Annotated in this window: 17 protein-coding genes and 1 pseudogene; 9 read left to right on the forward strand and 9 right to left on the reverse strand. The window is 69.4% G+C overall.

Translation table 11 applies throughout. The features are described from left to right. The 4 genes from Q9R20_RS04715 to Q9R20_RS04730 all read right to left on the reverse strand — a co-directional run bounded on the left by Q9R20_RS04715 (position 1) and on the right by Q9R20_RS04730 (position 3,688). A complete protein-coding gene (locus Q9R20_RS04715; protein ID WP_311248405.1) occupies positions 1-609 on the reverse strand; it encodes a DUF305 domain-containing protein in 609 nt (202 codons plus the stop codon). A gap of 92 nt (positions 610-701) precedes the next feature. Continuing rightward, on the reverse strand, positions 702-1,154 hold the full coding sequence (locus Q9R20_RS04720; RefSeq protein ID WP_311248219.1) for a DUF6153 family protein: 453 nt from the start codon (positions 1,152-1,154) through the stop codon (positions 702-704). A gap of 107 nt (positions 1,155-1,261) precedes the next feature. Continuing rightward, complete coding sequence (locus tag Q9R20_RS04725; RefSeq protein WP_311248220.1) at positions 1,262-1,666, reverse strand: four-helix bundle copper-binding protein; 405 nt, start codon at positions 1,664-1,666, stop codon at positions 1,262-1,264. 93 nt (positions 1,667-1,759) lie between these two features. Further along, positions 1,760-3,688 (reverse strand): heavy metal translocating P-type ATPase, encoded by a 1,929-nt coding sequence (locus Q9R20_RS04730; RefSeq protein ID WP_396653665.1) that lies wholly within the window; start codon positions 3,686-3,688, stop codon positions 1,760-1,762. A 332-nt stretch (positions 3,689-4,020) separates the two neighbouring features. Between Q9R20_RS04730 and Q9R20_RS04735 the strand changes: the two are divergent. The 7 genes and pseudogenes from Q9R20_RS04735 to Q9R20_RS04765 all read left to right on the forward strand — a co-directional run. Next, positions 4,021-4,227: pseudogene (locus Q9R20_RS04735) on the forward strand (heat-shock protein HtpX); the annotation flags it as partial. A gap of 95 nt (positions 4,228-4,322) precedes the next feature. After that, complete coding sequence (locus tag Q9R20_RS04740) at positions 4,323-4,682, forward strand: helix-turn-helix transcriptional regulator (RefSeq protein WP_016465417.1); 360 nt, start codon at positions 4,323-4,325, stop codon at positions 4,680-4,682. Next, positions 4,679-6,592 carry a cation-translocating P-type ATPase gene (locus tag Q9R20_RS04745; RefSeq protein WP_311248221.1) on the forward strand — a complete coding sequence of 638 codons (1,914 nt, stop codon included), beginning with the start codon at positions 4,679-4,681 and terminating at the stop codon, positions 6,590-6,592. Before Q9R20_RS04740 ends, Q9R20_RS04745 begins: the two co-directional genes overlap by 4 nt. Next, the gene (lspA, locus tag Q9R20_RS04750) at positions 6,589-7,149 is read left to right on the forward strand and encodes a signal peptidase II (RefSeq protein ID WP_016465415.1); all 561 of its coding nucleotides are present in this window, start codon (positions 6,589-6,591) and stop codon (positions 7,147-7,149) included. Before Q9R20_RS04745 ends, lspA begins: the two co-directional genes overlap by 4 nt. Next, on the forward strand, positions 7,146-7,460 hold the full coding sequence (locus Q9R20_RS04755) for a hypothetical protein (protein WP_016465414.1): 315 nt from the start codon (positions 7,146-7,148) through the stop codon (positions 7,458-7,460). Before lspA ends, Q9R20_RS04755 begins: the two co-directional genes overlap by 4 nt. Before the next feature lie 127 nt (positions 7,461-7,587). Next, positions 7,588-7,848 (forward strand): hypothetical protein, encoded by a 261-nt coding sequence (locus tag Q9R20_RS04760; RefSeq protein WP_311248222.1) that lies wholly within the window; start codon positions 7,588-7,590, stop codon positions 7,846-7,848. 48 nt (positions 7,849-7,896) lie between these two features. After that, positions 7,897-8,145, forward strand: a complete 249-nt coding sequence (locus tag Q9R20_RS04765; RefSeq protein ID WP_311248223.1) for a hypothetical protein — start codon at positions 7,897-7,899, stop codon at positions 8,143-8,145. A gap of 305 nt (positions 8,146-8,450) precedes the next feature. On the opposite strand, the gene Q9R20_RS04770 is transcribed toward Q9R20_RS04765, so the two are convergent. The 4 genes from Q9R20_RS04770 to Q9R20_RS04785 form a co-directional block, all read right to left on the reverse strand. After that, entirely contained in the window at positions 8,451-8,849 is a 399-nt protein-coding gene (locus Q9R20_RS04770; protein WP_311248224.1) for a ParB family protein, read from the reverse strand. Further along, complete coding sequence (locus Q9R20_RS04775; RefSeq protein ID WP_311248225.1) at positions 8,846-9,316, reverse strand: ParA family protein; 471 nt, start codon at positions 9,314-9,316, stop codon at positions 8,846-8,848. Before Q9R20_RS04775 ends, Q9R20_RS04770 begins: the two co-directional genes overlap by 4 nt. A 448-nt stretch (positions 9,317-9,764) precedes the next feature. Beyond that, the gene (locus tag Q9R20_RS04780; RefSeq protein ID WP_311248226.1) at positions 9,765-10,499 is read right to left on the reverse strand and encodes a hypothetical protein; all 735 of its coding nucleotides are present in this window, start codon (positions 10,497-10,499) and stop codon (positions 9,765-9,767) included. A gap of 9 nt (positions 10,500-10,508) precedes the next feature. Then, the gene (locus tag Q9R20_RS04785; protein ID WP_311248227.1) at positions 10,509-12,296 is read right to left on the reverse strand and encodes a glycoside hydrolase family 15 protein; all 1,788 of its coding nucleotides are present in this window, start codon (positions 12,294-12,296) and stop codon (positions 10,509-10,511) included. A 113-nt stretch (positions 12,297-12,409) separates the two neighbouring features. Between Q9R20_RS04785 and Q9R20_RS04790 the strand changes: the two genes are divergently transcribed. Next, positions 12,410-13,771 (forward strand): glucose-6-phosphate dehydrogenase, encoded by a 1,362-nt coding sequence (locus Q9R20_RS04790; protein ID WP_311248228.1) that lies wholly within the window; start codon positions 12,410-12,412, stop codon positions 13,769-13,771. Positions 13,772-14,051: 280 nt separating this feature from the next. Continuing rightward, positions 14,052-14,636 carry a nitroreductase family protein gene (locus Q9R20_RS04795; RefSeq protein WP_311248229.1) on the forward strand — a complete coding sequence of 195 codons (585 nt, stop codon included), beginning with the start codon at positions 14,052-14,054 and terminating at the stop codon, positions 14,634-14,636. A gap of 74 nt (positions 14,637-14,710) precedes the next feature. Here the strand turns inward: Q9R20_RS04795 and rraA are convergent, their stop codons facing one another. After that, entirely contained in the window at positions 14,711-15,178 is a 468-nt protein-coding gene (rraA, locus tag Q9R20_RS04800; protein ID WP_311248230.1) for a ribonuclease E activity regulator RraA, read from the reverse strand. Positions 15,179-15,211 lie beyond the last annotated feature (33 nt).

Below are 15,211 nucleotides of genomic sequence, written 5' to 3' on the forward strand. Positions count from 1 at the left end.
TCAGAGAGTTGCCAGAAGCTCCTCCATGGTCGCGATCTCCGACGTCTGCGACTCGACGATCTGGTTCGCCAGGTCGACGGCGTCGCTGTTTTGGCCGTTGCTGGCCTCTTCCTGGGCCATCTCGATCGCGCCGCGGTGGTGTTCGATCATCTGCTGAAGGAACAGTCGGGCGGCGTCGGTGCCGGTGGCCTGCTCGAGGGCTTGCATGTCGCCCTCGCTCATCATGCCGCCGCCACTGTGGTCCATGCTGCCCGTATCGGAGGAGCTGGCTCCCCAGTCCTCCAACCAGCCTTCCATGGTCGCGATTTCGGGCTCTTGAGCGGCTTTGATCTGCTCTGCCAGGGCGGTGACGCGCTCGTCGATGCCGTCTTTCGACAGGAGCGTGTCGGACATCTCGATTGCCTGGGTGTGGTGCTCGATCATCATGCTGGCGAACATGACGTCCGCCTCGTTGGCGTCGGCAGATTGCGCGGGGGTAGCGCTGCTGCTGCTGCTGCCGTGGTCCATTCCGGGCATGCTGCCGCCCGAGGTGGTCCCGCCGGAGCATCCGGCGAGAGTGAGCAGGGTCGCGAGGGTGAGCGCGGCGGTCGCCGCGGCGCGGGTGTTCATGGTGGTGTTCTCCATTGGTCAGTGATGAGGCGCGACGGTTGTCGTGCCGGAAGATGCGTTGCCCGCGCGCGAAAGGGCGGGCGGACGCGTCATCACGTGCGACTGATGCAGAGAACGGTGAGTGAAGGTGGCAGGACGGCGTGTCTGGGTGCGGGCCACCGGGCCTGCACCGCGCGGAGCGGATCGTTTCTGCCGGTGATGCGCCACCCGATGCGGTGACGGGCGAGCATGAGCACGCTGACAAGCAGCGCCAATACGCAGGCCATCCAGGCCATGGCGTGGTCGTCGCCGCAGTCGCCGCAGCTGTCGTCGTGCGCGGCGGTCGTGTTCAGCTCGGCGGCGAGGGGGGACGCATCGTGATGGGTCGAAACCTCCGCCGCAACAGCCACCGTCTTTCCGTGCCCGGAGGCGGTGGTGTGGGTGTTGAGGGAGTGCATCGCCAAGAGCCCCACGATGACGGCGCCTGTTACGGCGATCACCATCAGCAGGGTGCGGGTGAATGCACGCTGGCCACGCACTCGGTGCGCAAGGGCAATCAGCGACATCTTCACCTCCTGGTCGATTTCTAGGCTAACTTTCGCCGGACGAGCGGGCGGGCCGGTTGACGACCCAAGCGCGCATTCTCAGACGATGCGCGGCACGACGCGTCAGCTCACAACGTCGCGAGAAGGTCGCTGCACGCCTGCTCGCAGCGGCGGCATGCCTCGGCGCACACCCGGCAGTGCTCGTGCATATCGGCGTGCTGCTCGCACTCCTCTGCACACGCGGCACACGCGGCGCGGCACGCCTCGACAGCAGCGCGAACCACCTCGACGTCCACGGTCGTCTGTCGAGAAAGCACCGCACCGGTCGCGGCGCAGATGTCGGCGCAGTTGGCGTTTTTGGTGATGCACGTCACCAACTCGGCCACCAGGTCCTCCGACAGGCACGCGTCGGCACACGCGGTGCAGGTCTGCGCACACTCGATGCACGCCTGGATACAGCGGGCGAGGGCGTCCTGAGCGGCGATGGATCCGGCCTTGGGGTGAGTGGTGAGCATCTGGTCAACAGCAGTCATGATCGCTGGTCCTTTCCCGGGGACCGTCCCCGGCGCCTGCCACGATAGGAGCGGGCGACGGGGATGATCCGGGGGGTTGCGGGCGCGGCGAAACTACTTCGCGGCGACGGCTTGCGGGCTGAGGTCGAGCCGTCGCAAGAGCTGCGCGTTGAGCGCGACGACGATCGTGGACAACGACATCAAGATCGCCCCCACCGACATCGGCAGGATGAACCCGATGGGTGCCAATACCCCAGCAGCCAACGGCACGGAGAGCAGGTTGTACCCGGCCGCCCACCACAGGTTCTGCTTCATCTTGCGGTAGCTGGCCCTGGACAACTCGATGACCGACAGCACCGAGCGCGGGTCGTCACTGGCCAGGATCACACCCGCCGACGCGATCGCCACGTCCGTGCCGGCACCGATAGCGATTCCCACGTCCGCCTGAGCGAGAGCGGGAGCATCGTTCACCCCGTCACCGACCATGGCAACACGGCGGCCCTCGTTTTGCAGCTCTTTGACCTTGGACGCCTTGTCTTCCGGGCGCACGCCAGCGAAGAATCGATCGATGCCGAGGTCGGCGGCGACGGCCGCGGCGACAGCTTCGGCGTCACCGGTGATCATGACGACCTGCACATCCCGCTGATGTAGCGCGTCGACCGCCGCGCGGGATTCAGGTCGCACCTCATCGGCAAGACGCAAAGCCCCAGCGACCGTTCCGTCAACGAGCACGTGCAGGATGATCGCGCCGTCCTCTCGCCACGCATCTGCGACAGGCAGCTCGCGTCCCCCTTCTCGGTCCAGCAGGTTCGGCCCACCTACCTGTACGACGCGACCATCCACCCGGGCACGAACGCCCACTGCGGGTGAGGATTCAAAATCGGTGGCGGAGGCGATGGGGAGCTGCTTCGCTTTCGCGGCGTTGACGATCGCGCGGGCCAACGGGTGCTCCGAATCGGTTTCCGCGGCGGCCGCCAAAGCCAACAGGTCGTCCTCCTGGAAAGAATCGGTCGGTTGGACGGCGGTGACGGCGGGGGCTCCCCGGGTGAGAGTTCCGGTCTTATCGAACAAGACGGTGTTGACCGTTCGCATGCTCTCCAGCGCGAGGCGGTCTTTCACCAGGACACCCGCACGTGCCGCGCGCTCCGTCGCGATCGACACCACCAACGGAATTGCCAGGCCCAGAGCGTGCGGGCACGCGATCACCAGCACGGTGATGGTGCGGATCACCGCGTCATCGGGGGAACCCAGCAGCGCCCAGACCAGCGCGGTGATAACGCCTGCACCCAACGCGAACCAGAACAGCCATGCCGCCGCGCGGTCGGCCAGCCGCTGCGCGCGGGAAGAAGAGTTCTGCGCGTCGGTGACCAGCTTTCTGATGCCGGCGAGGGCTGTGTCCTCGCCCACCGCGGTGACTTCCAGGCGGATACCGGAGTCGGTGGCAACCGTGCCGGCCACGACTTGGTCGCCGTCATTCCGACGCACGGGGCGGGATTCCCCGGTGATCATCGACTCGTCCATGCTCGCCGAGCCCTGAACGATTCGCCCGTCCGCGGGCACGCGCCCACCGGGTCGCACAACGACGGTGTCCCCCACACGCAAATCGGCAGGAGCGACGGTGACCGTGGTGTCCCCGTCGACCTTCTCCGCCTCATCAGGCAGCAACGCCGCCAGCGAGTCCAACGCCGAGGTGGTCTGAGCGAGGGAACGCATCTCGATCCAGTGACCCAGCAGCATGATCACAATCAGCAGCGCCAACTCCCACCAGAAGTCCAGCTGGTGATCAACCAAGCCCAAACGCGCATGCCAGGACGCAATGAACGCGACGGTGATCGCGAGAGCGATCAGCAGCATCATGCCCGGCTTGCGGGCACGCAGCTCGCTGACCGCCCCGGACAGGAAGGGCGCACCGCCCCACGCGTACATCACCGTCCCCAGGACGGGTGAAACCCACCGCACCCACCCCGCATCCGGGAGCGCGTACCCAATGAGCATCGAGAACATCATCGAGAACCCGACCACGGGCACCGCGAGGACGAGCATGATCCAAAACAGCCGGCGAAACTTCGCCACATGGTCGCCGTGGCCGGCGTGACCACCGTGGTCAGCGTGCCCATGGTCCGACATCCCCCCAGCCGGGGCCCCATCTGCCGTGTGGTCGTTGTGCGCTGACGCCGGGTCCGTTACCGCGGTGTGTCCGTGGTGTACGCCGTGGTCGTGCTCATTCACGGGGTCTCCTTCCGTTTCAACGTGTCTGCGCGTCACACGCTCAAAGGCGCAGGCAGTCCGTTGCCCTCCACAAGTACACCCCCGGGGGGTATATTCCCGACCCGTTGACGAGCACGGTCGCGATGCTGCTCGATCGGTACTCTCGCCTGCCCAAGGTCCTCACCACCGAAGCGGTGCAGGCCTCCGACGTCGTCATCACCATGGGCTGCGGCGATGCGTGCCCGTTCTTCCCCGGCAAGCGCTACGAGGACTGGAAGCTCGACGACCCGGCCGGGCAGGGCATCGACGCCGTCCGTCCGATCCGCGACGAGATCCGCACCCGCATCGAACAGTTGGTCAGCGAACTCGTCTGAGCGACTCCGATTGCCGTGCACTGTCCCCGGGACCTCGTCTCTCCGTCGACAGCCTCCTTGCCTCGTAAGTTCAGCAAGCACTGTATAATCAGTGCATGCTGACTATTGCTTCTCGGCTCGACGTCATGAACCGGCTCGGCCGGGCCATGGCGGACCCGACGCGTTCCCGGATCCTGATGACCTTGCTCGGCGGCCCGAGCTATCCGGCCGTGCTGTCGCGCGAGTTGGAGCTGACCCGCTCGAACGTCTCGAACCACCTGACCTGTCTGCGCGACTGCGGCATCGTGGTCGCCGAGCCTGAGGGGCGGCAGACGCGCTACGAGATCGCCGACCCGCACCTCGCGGCGGCGCTCACCGCACTGGTGGACGTGACGCTTGCTGTCGACGAGCACGCTCCCTGCGTGGACTCTTCGTGCACCGTGCCGGGCTGCTGCGGGACGGGAGCAGGCGAGTGAGCGCGGCGTGCGGCTGCGAGCACGACGAGCCCGAGACTGTCATAGGCGATGAAGCCGAGGAGGCGGAGCGCCCCTGGTGGCGGGACCGCGGGATCATGGTCCCGGTCTTCTCCGGCGTCGCCTTCCTCACCGGCCTGGCGCTGGAGTGGTCCGGGATGGAGATCCCGGCACTGGTGGCGTTCTGGATCGGTCTGCTGCTGGGCGCGTCGACGTTCACCCCGGGCGCGATCCGGAAGCTGTTCAAGGGCAAGCTCGGCATCGGCCTGCTGATGACCATCAGCGCCGTCGGCGCGGTGATCCTCGGCTACGTCGAGGAGGCCGCCGCCCTGGCGTTCCTGTACTCGATCGCCGAGGCGCTGGAGGACAAGGCGATGGACCGTGCTCGCGGCGGGCTCCGGGCGCTGCTCAAGCTCGTCCCGGAGACCGCGACCGTCCGCCGCGACGGCGTCTCGGTGGAGGTCGCCGCGAAGGACCTGGCTGTCGGTCAGTTGATGCTGGTGCGGCCGGGCGAGCGGATCGCGACCGACGGCGTCGTCCGCACGGGACGTTCCAGCCTGGATACGTCCGCGATCACGGGGGAGTCGATCCCGGTCGAGGTCGAGCCCGGCGATGCCGTGTCGGCGGGTGCGATCAACACCGCGGGGGCGCTGGAGGTCGAGACGACCGCGGCCGGCACGGACAACTCGCTGACCACGATCGTCGACCTGGTGGAGAAGGCGCAGGCGGAGAAGGGAGACCGCGCCCGTCTCGCCGACCGCATTGCCCGCCCGCTCGTGCCCGGCGTGCTGATCCTCGCCGCTCTCGTCGCGATCATCGGGTCGCTGCTCGGCGACCCGGAGCTGTGGATCACCCGCGCACTCGTCGTGCTGGTCGCGGCATCGCCCTGCGCGCTGGCGATCTCGGTCCCGCTGACCGTGGTGGCCGCCATCGGGTCGGCGAGCAAGTTCGGCGTGATCATCAAGTCCGGGGCCGTGTTCGAGCGGTTCGGCGTGATCCGCCACGTCGCGGTCGACAAGACCGGCACCCTGACCCGCAACGAGCCCGCCGTCACCGCGGTGCTCACCGCCGACGGCGTGACCGAGGCGCAGGCGCTGGCGTGGGCGGCGTCGTTGGAGCAGCACAGCACCCACCCCCTCGCGGCCGCGATCACCGCTGCAGCGCCTGAGGCCCCTGCAGCCGAGGGCGTGACCGAGCAGGCAGGTCACGGCATCGAAGGCGAGCTCGACGGCGCGCGGATCACGGTCGGCAGCCCGCGTTGGCTCGACGCCGGATTCCTCGGCGACCAGGTCGCGGGGCTGGAGGAGCAGGGCATGACGGTCGTGATCGTCCACCGCGACGGCGAGCCGGTCGCCGCGATCGGCGTCCGCGACGAGCTGCGCCCGGAGGTCCCCGAGGTCGTCCGTACCCTCGCCGCGCAGGGCATCGGGGTCACGATGCTCACCGGCGACAACGCTCGCACCGCCCGCGCCCTCGCCGCCCAAGCGGGGATCGAGGACGTCCGCGCCGAACTGCGCCCGGAGGACAAGGCCGCTGCGATCGCAGAGCTCGGTGCGAAGGGCTCGGTCGCGATGATCGGCGACGGCATCAATGACGCCCCCGCCCTGGCCGCTGCCGATATCGGCATCGCGATGGGCGCGACCGGCTCCGATGCCGCGATCGACTCCGCCGACGTGGCCTTCACCGGCCACGACCTGCGGCTGCTGCCGCGCGCGTTCGACCACGCCCGCCGCGGACGGCACATCATCAACCAGAACATCATCCTGTCGCTGCTGATCATCAGCGCCCTGCTCCCGCTCACCCTCTTCGGCGTCCTCGGCCTCGCCGCCGTGGTGCTCGTGCACGAGATCGCCGAGGTCGTCGTGATCCTCAACGGTCTGCGCGCCGCCCGGACCCGGAAGACCATCGCGTGACCGTGCAGGACGTCGCCGCGACAGTCGGCGAAGACCGTACGGGCCCACGGCCGCAGGCGAGGAGAGCCCTTGGCTTCACCTTGGTCGTGGCCGTGCTCGCTGTGGTGCTCGACCAGGCCTCGAAGGCCCTCGCCGTGGCACAGCTGGCCCCGGGGGAACGGATCCCGCTGGTCGGGGACCTGTTCGGCCTGTCCCTGGTCTACAACCCCGGAGCCGCGTTCTCGCTCGGCTCCGGGGCCACCTGGATCATCACCCTCATCGGCGTACTCGCCTCCGCCGCGGTGGTCATCTTCGCCATTCGGCTGCGCGGTGCCCGCTGGGGCCTCGCGCTGGGGCTGGTCCTCGGCGGCGCGGTCGGCAACCTCATCGACCGAATCATGAACCCGCCCGCGTTCGGCCGCGGCCACGTCACCGACTTCCTCGCCTACGGCGACCTCTTCGTCGGGAACGTCGCCGACGTCTTCGTCGTGATTGGGGTCGGACTCGTCTGCCTGAACCTCCTCCTGCCGAACGCTCGCACGATGACCAACAGCGAGAGAACGGAAAGCGCCTCGTGAAAGTGGAATTGCTGCACATCGTCGACTGCCCCAACACGGACATCGCCGAAGCCAACGCACGCGCGGCGCTCGACGCTCTCGGGCTCGGGGGCGTCGCCGTCGAGCTGGTGACGATCCACACCGAGGCCGAAGCGGCAAGCCTCGGGTTCGGAGGATCGCCCACGCTCCTGGCCGACGGCGTCGACCTATTCCCGACATCTCCTGTACAGGCACTTGCGTGCCGCGTCTACACAACGGAGAACGGGTTCGCTGGGGCACCAACCACGTCCCAGATCGAACGGGCGATCCGAGCATTGCCCGAGCAGGCGTAACCGGCGGACACGATCATCACCTGGTCAACATGGAGCCCACCAAGCCGTGGTGCGAATACTGCCTCCCGAAATACTGCTCTCCACCGACAAACTTGCGACAATCGAACACATATTCGATACTGGCGCAATGCGTGACGACGGTCCCCGCCGGCATCCCCAGCTCCTCGCCCGCGAGACGTCACCCGCTCACTGGGTGATGCTCAACGCTCGCGATCAGGTCGCCGGGACGATCGAGCTGCGCCGCACGGACGACGGGCCGCGCTACCGGGTCGAGGTAGTCGGCGGTGAACTGCTCGACTGGGCGACGTCGCTCAAAACGGCCACGGAGCGGCTGCACCGCGTCATCATTTCCGCGGGTGTGCCCGGTGGCGGGATCAACGGTTCGTGACCGTCAACGAGGCGTAGGGGGCCGCGCATGGTGCAAGTGTGGTCGCCCATGTCGCAGTTACAGCGCTCCCCTGAGCCGGGGGTGTGGTTCATCTTCGACAAGAGCAAGCGGATAGCGATCGTCCGCGTTGTCGAGGTGCACGGGCGCAAGCTGCTGCGCTCGGTGACCTTCGATCACGACCCGGCGCAGCGTCAGCTCATCGGGTACTTCCCTGAGGACGCGATGCGCCTGGCGGTGGAGTGCACGTGGAGCGCGTACGTCAGAGCCGTGGGGCCGTCGACGAGCAACCGAAAGTAGATCTGGCCTGTGCCGCGGCGTCAACCGCGGCGAACGTGTAGCAGCGTCCATCCCTCCGGGACTGCCGCTCGCATGGCCTCCATATCGGGCGCCTCAATCTCCTTCGCCCCGTCGCGGCGGGAGAACTCCCCCGCGGCGGCGAGGAGCGTAGTTCCGCTCGACATGCGAACGGATGCCTTCACGAGCTCGAACCCGTCAGGCGCGGCGGCGCGCAGCGCCTCGTGCGCCTCTGCCAGCGAGTGAGCTTCGACGTCGGCTGTCGTGGCGTCCGCGGGGCGGATGGTTCCAACGAGCATGTGCGGCGGTCACTCCCCCATGCGCCGGCCCACCGGCAGCTCACCGGTCCCGATCGGATCGAACGGCTTGCCGCCGTTGTACTTCTCCTCCACTCGCGCAACCTTCTCGAGGATCGCTTCGTTCGCGAACTTCGTCAGGGTCATCGACCCCTCGTAGCGCTGTAGGGCAAGCACCGCGGCGCGGGTACGTCCCGAGTCCTCCGGGTGCTGGTAGATCGAAATTTTCGGTGGCTTCTTGCCGGATGCCGTCTGCGCGGCCCCCTGCGCCGCTGTGCGGCTTTGAGACGCCTCAGCGGGTGCGCTGGGTGCGGGAGCGGCTGCGGGGGCCTCGTGGGGCGCTTCTGCGGCGGGAGGCGTGAAGATGCTTTGACCCGACAGGCTGGATTTGCGGGGGGTAGGACGGCTCATGAGTGCGCTCCTTCAATTTCGGTGAGGTGCTCGGCGTAGATCGCGCCGAGTGCGGTTGCTTCTGCGCTCCCCCACTCGTCGAGGCCGCGTGCGGCCCCGGTAGCGTCTGCGATCACGACGCGCTTGGGGATGGGTTGGCCAATGATCCTGAGGCCGCGCCCTTCGGCCGCTTCGCGCAGCGCGTCGAGCCACTGAGCCCCGCCGACGGTGCGTTCCTCGTGCTGGTTGACGATCACCCCGGCATCCGCGGCCGACAGGGCGTTGATCGTGAGCTGGTCGAGCGAGGGCGCGGAGTCAATCAGGACCAGGTCATAGTCGTCGATGACGGGGGCCAGGGCCTCGCGCATGCGGGCCTCGCGGCCAACCCCGGCAATCACGAGTTCGTCGCGGACGTGTCCGAGCGTGCGGCCCGACGTCGGTACGACGTCGAGGCCAGGCCAGATTCCGGGCACGATGACGTCGCGCAACGGGTGCCGCCCTCGCCCATGTACGCGGTGGCCCGGCAGCGGTCCGAGAATGTGACGCGGGTGTTCCCGAATGCCTCGGCCGCGGACACGAGGTTGACGGCCTCACTGCCACTCACGGACACGTTGTGACCCATCGTCGAGCCGTCGATGTAATTGCCGTCGTGCTGCTTGATGCGGTCAGTCACGAGGACTGGTTCGTAGGTGTGTCGGGCCGCGCTCCCCCTCGCGGAGTTCGGGGGTAGCGGCCAAGTTGCCGGCGCGGGTGATGTAGCCCGTGTCGTTCTCCTTCGTTAGGTCTCGCTGTGGACGGTATTGGCGGTCTTGACGCCGTCGGATGCGACCACGGCGGCCCGCCTCGGAGCGGGAGAAGAGGCCGCGCTCCGACGATGGGAAATGCCGCAAGGCTGAAACGCCTGCTCGAGCGGGTGAGCTTCCCGCCGTTCCCCTGCTACCGCGCCACGTACGCCGTGACGCTCTCGGAGAGGCGGATCGGGATGCCGTCGATCGAGGAGTCGTCGGGGTCGCCGATCGCCACCTCGAGGCCCTCGTCGATGCCGAAGACCGCAGGGCCCTCCTGCGCGCCGCTGGCGCACCCGGCCGACCAGGGGCGGTTATCGGTCGAGGTGAACGTGACGATGCACCGACCGTCGCCGTCTTCCGGCTGAGCCAGGTAGATGCGGAAATCGCGCACGGTCGCGATGTAGCGGGTGCTGCCCGAGTCGATACCGCTGTCGCGCAGGATGTCAGCCGAGATCGCGTCTTCGACGGTCTGCGGGAACGTGAGCTCGGGGTACTCCGCGGCGGCCGGATCGGCGGTGGCCGTCGGGGCCGACATGCTCGCCCCGATCGCGATGCCGATGCCGACCAGAGCGACCGCGCCGACCGCTGACAGGGTCCACCGAACGACTCGGCCGGCCGTTGTGGTGCGGGGAACGGCCCCGTCGTCGACGGACTCCGGGTCGACCGGGTCGACCGCCGCCGGCGCCTCGGGCGTCGGGGCGGCAACCCCGGGCGTCTGCCCCACGTGTTCCTCGCCGCCGGCCACCCCGGACGCGGCCTCCTCGCGCTCGCGCTCACGGTCCTCGAGCTCGGCGAGACGAGCGATCATGGTGGGCGTCGCGCTCGCACCGTCGACGCCGTACACGCGCTCGCGCAGGGCGTGGAGTTCGGCGGTGTCGTCCATGCGACGACTCTAGGGCCGCGGTGACGACGCGGGGGCGGTCGCGTCGAGGGCGTCGGCTGCGCCGACGAGCGCGAGATGAGACAACGCCTGCGGGGTGTTGCCCGCCTGCCGCTTCTCGGTCGGGTCGTACTCCTCGGACAGCAGCCCCAGGTCGTTGGCGACGGCGGTCAGCCGCTGCATGAGAGCCACGGCGTCGTCGCGGCGCCCGCTGTGCGCGTACTGCCCCACGAGCCAGAAGGAGCACGCGAGGAACGGGTGCTCGTCGCCCGTCAGCCCGTCGACACCGGTCGTGCGGTAGCGCAGCAGCCACCCGTCGGGCATGAGCGTCTCTTCCATGCGCGCGACCGTCGCCAGCATGCGGGGATCGTCGTAGGCGCAGAAGCCGACCTGCGGCAGCACGAGCAGGGAGGCGTCGACCTCGTCGGTGTCGAAGTGCTGGGTGAACCATCCGCCCTCGTGCACGCCCCGGGCATCGATGTCGGCGCGGACGCGATCGCGCAGCGCACGCCAGGTGTCGACCTCACCGTCGAGGCCGCGCTCGTCGACGGCCCGGATGCCACGGTCGAACGCCGCCCACACCATCGCCCGCGAGTGGGTGAAGAAGTGCGGGTCGCCGCGCATCTCCCAGATGCCGAGGTCGGGCCGATCGACCCACTGGGCCAGCTGGTCGAGCAGGGCCCGCTGGAGGGCCCACGAGAAGCGTGTCTCCTCGACGCCCGCGTCGCGAGCTGCCTCGAGCGCCACCATCACCTCGCCGATGACATCGGCCTGGTACTGGTCGACCGCACCGTTGCCGATGCGCACGGGAGACGCCCCGCCGTAGCCGGGGAGGCTGTCGACTTCGCGCTCCGGCAGGTCGCGCTCGCCCGCCACGCCGTACATGATCTGCACGTCGGCCGGGTCTCCGGCGATCGCGCGGAGCAGCCAATCGCGCCAGCGGTGCGCCGCCTCGAGGTAACCGTGATCGATGTACGCGCTGAGGGTCAGGGCCGCGTCGCGCAACCACACGTAGCGGTAGTCCCAGTTGCGCGAGCCGCCGAACGCCTCGGGGAGCGACGTCGTCGCCGCGGCCACGATGCCGCCGGTCTCGGAATGGGTGAGTGCGCGCAGCACCATGAGCGAGCGCGTGACGAGTTGCGCGTGCGAGCCGGCCGACTGCACGCGTTCGGCCCACGCGGCCCACCACCGGCGGGTGCGCTCGAGGGTGGCATCCACGTCGACGGCGGCGGGAGCACTCTCCCACGACGGCCCCCACGACAGCACCGAGTCGACGCTCTCGCCGGGCGACGTGGTCCACCGGCCCCGGTGAGCCGTATCGACGGCGATCAGCCGTGGACCGCGCACGACGACCGCGTCGGGACCCGCCACGGCCAGGATCGCGTGCTCGTCGGCGCTCCCCACCTGCTGCACCCAGGGCACGGCGCGGGCGTAGTCGAAGCGTAGGCGCAGCTCGCTGACGAAGTCGACCCGCCCCGAGACGCCGACGACGCGGCGCGCGAGCGCCTCGACGCCCTCATCGATCGGCATCCAGTCGACGACCTCGGCGACGCCTGTCGCCGTCTCCCACCGGGTGACGAGCACGAAGGTGTCGTCGTCGTAGCGCCGCGTGGACCGGGCGTCGGGGTCGGCCGGTCGCAGCGACCACGAGCCGTGCGAGTCGTCGCCCAGGAGCGCGCCGAACATGGAGCCGCTGTCGTAGCGCGGCAGGCACAGCCAGTCGACGCTCCCGGCGCGCGAGACGAGGGCGGCGGACCGGCAGTTGCTGAGCACGGCGTAATCCTCGATGGGAGTCGTCATGATCGGATTGTGGCAGAGGCCGCCGACATCGCGGCCGAGCATCGCGATAGTGGCTCCCCTGTGCTCGCTGCAAGCACGTCGGCGGTGTCGGAGGGGAGCGCTACGGTTGCCGCATGACGGCGGACACCACCCTCATCATCCTCGGCGCCTCGGGCGACCTCACCTCGCGCCTGCTCCTGCCCGCGCTCGGTCAGCTGCTCACGCGCGAACCCGGACGGTCGGTGCGCCTGCACGGCGCCGGCATGGAGGACTGGACCGATGAGCACTGGCGCGAGGTGGTGCAGAAGTCGTTTCAGACGACGGATGCCGCTGCCGCTTTCGCCGCGGTCTCCGAGACCACCTATTCGCGGGCCGACATCACGAAGGCCGACGACCTGCAGAAGCTCCTCGACGACGCCGAGGGCCGTCCGGCGCTGTACTTCGCCGTGCCCCCGGCCGTGGCGGAGAAGTCGTGCCTCGCGCTCAGCGACGTCACCATTCCCGAGGGCACCGTGCTCGCCCTCGAGAAGCCGTTCGGCACCGACGAGGCGAGCGCCCACCGACTCAATCAGCAGCTGGCGAAGCTGGTGCCCGAAGACCAGGTCTTCCGCATCGACCACTTCCTCGGGCGGTCGACGGTGCTCAACCTGCTCGGGGCGCGCTTCGCCAACCGTCCGCTCGAGAGCGTCTGGTCGGCCGACGACATCGCGTCGGTGCTCATCGACTACCCCGAGCCCCTCGGGCTCGAGGGTCGCGCCGGGTACTACGACGGCGCCGGTGCCCTGGTCGACATGATCCAGAGCCATCTCCTGCAGGTCATGGCGTTCGTCACGATGGAGCCCCCGGCATCCCTCAACCAGCTCGATCTGCGCGACGCCACCTCGGCGGTCCTGCGCGCCACCCACGTGCTCGACGACGACCCCGTCCGCAACTCCCGGCGCGCCCGCTACACCGCCGGCGACGTCGGCGACCGCCACTTCCCCTCCTACGCCGACGAACCGGGCGTCGACCCCTCCCGCGGCACCGAGACGCTCGCCGAGATGACGGTCGAGGTGCGCAATGCGCGGTGGCAGGGCGTGCCCATCACCCTGCGCTCGGGCAAGGCGCTGAGCTCGTCGGACCGCGCCATCACCGTGACGTTCAAGCCGGTGCGCCATCTGCCCGGCGGCTTCCTCGGCGAGAGCGAGCCCTCGGTCCTCGTTTTCTCGCTCGGCCCCGACACGATGAGCCTCGGCCTCAACGTCAACGGAGCCGACGATCCCCTCGAGCTCGAACGCGTGACCCTGGCCGCCGACCTGGGCGAGGGTGCGCTCAAGGCCTATGGCGAGGTGCTGTCGGGCATCCTCGATGGCGACGCCATGCTCGCCGTCCGCGGCGACGCCGCCGAGCAGTGCTGGCGCATCGTCCAGCCCGTCATCGACGCATGGCGCAAGAACGAGGTGCCGCTCGACGAGTATCCGGCCGGCACCGCCGGTCCCACCGCGTGGAGCGAGTGACGCGGCGGTGACGTTCGCCGCGGTGGCGGCGCAATGGACGGGTTCGGTCGGGCGGCGGCGCTGGACGGCCGGGTGTCCGGGGGCGGATCCCGTCGCGGTGCGCGCCCGCGATGCCTGCGCACCTGGGCGGGCCGGTGAGCGTCCTTCGACGTCGGGGCCGGCATCCGGGATCTGCTCGCGACGACGCACGGCGTCACACGGGAACAGATCGGGCCCGGCCGTCGTTGACTGGTGCGGGTCAACGGAGTCCCTCACATCGTTTCGTCTCGCAGGAGGACTCATGTCTCTCGTACTCGATCGCACCGCCCCCACCGACGCCCCCATCCTTGACGTGCTCGCCGAGCGCTGGAGCACGCGCGTCTTCGACCCCGAGACGCCGATCGACGAGGCGGCGCTGCGCTCCGCCCTCGAGGCCGCGCGGTGGGCGCCGTCGGGCATGAACTTCCAGCCCTGGCGCTTCATCGTCGCGCGCCGCGGCACCGCCGCTCACGAGAAGGTCGTATCCGCTCTCATGGGGTTCAACCAGGCCTGGGCTCCCGCCGCCGGCGCCCTGCTCGTCGTGCTCGCCGAGACCGAGACCGAAGACGGCGAAGCGCGCACGTGGGCGCTCTACGACACCGGCCAGGCCGCCGCGCACTTCACCGTGCAGGCGCACGCCGAGGGTCTCGCGACGCACCAGATGGGCGGCTTCGTCGCCGACGACCTGCGCGCCGCGTTCGACATCGACGCGCGCTTCCAGCCCGTCACCGTCATCGCGGTCGGTGCTCTCGGCGACGTCGACGCCGCCGAGGAGGGCCTGCGACAGCGCGAGCTCGCCCCGCGTGAGCGCCGTACCGTCGCGGACTCGCTGCTCGTCGACGACTGAGCCCACGGCATCCTGCCGCCCCGAGACCCGCCCCCGCAGGGCGCGTCTCGGGGCGGTTCGCTTTCAGGGCCGGGTCAGCGCTCGACGAGGACGCCGTCGGCGTCGGCCCACACATGGCGGCCGGGCGCGAAGACCACTCCGGCGATCGTGACCGGGACGTCGACCTCTCCGACGCCGTCCTTCGCGCTCTTGCGCGGGTTCGAGCCGAGCGCCTTCAGGCCGAGCGGCAGGGTCGCGAGCGCGACGCGATCACGGATCGCGCCGTTCACGATGATCCCGGCCCACCCGTTCTCGACCGCGGCTCCCGCGATGAGATCGCCGACGAGCGCCGATGCGAGCGAGCCGCCCCCGTCGACGACGAGCACGGCCCCCTCCCCCGGCGAGTTCAACACCTGCTTGACCAGCGCGTTGTCGCGATGGCAGCGCACGGTGCGGACGGGGCCGTCGAACGCGGTGCGTCCGCCGAGATCGAGCAGCTGCAGGCTCAGGGAGTCGAGCTCGTCGCCACGGTCGTCGTAGAGGTCTGCGGTCGCGATGGTCATGCGGCCAGGGTAGCGACGGTGCCTGCGTGCCGC

Origin of the sequence: Microbacterium sp. PRF11, assembly GCF_031844085.1 — a bacterium.
Classification (GTDB): Bacteria; Actinomycetota; Actinomycetes; order Actinomycetales; family Microbacteriaceae; genus Microbacterium.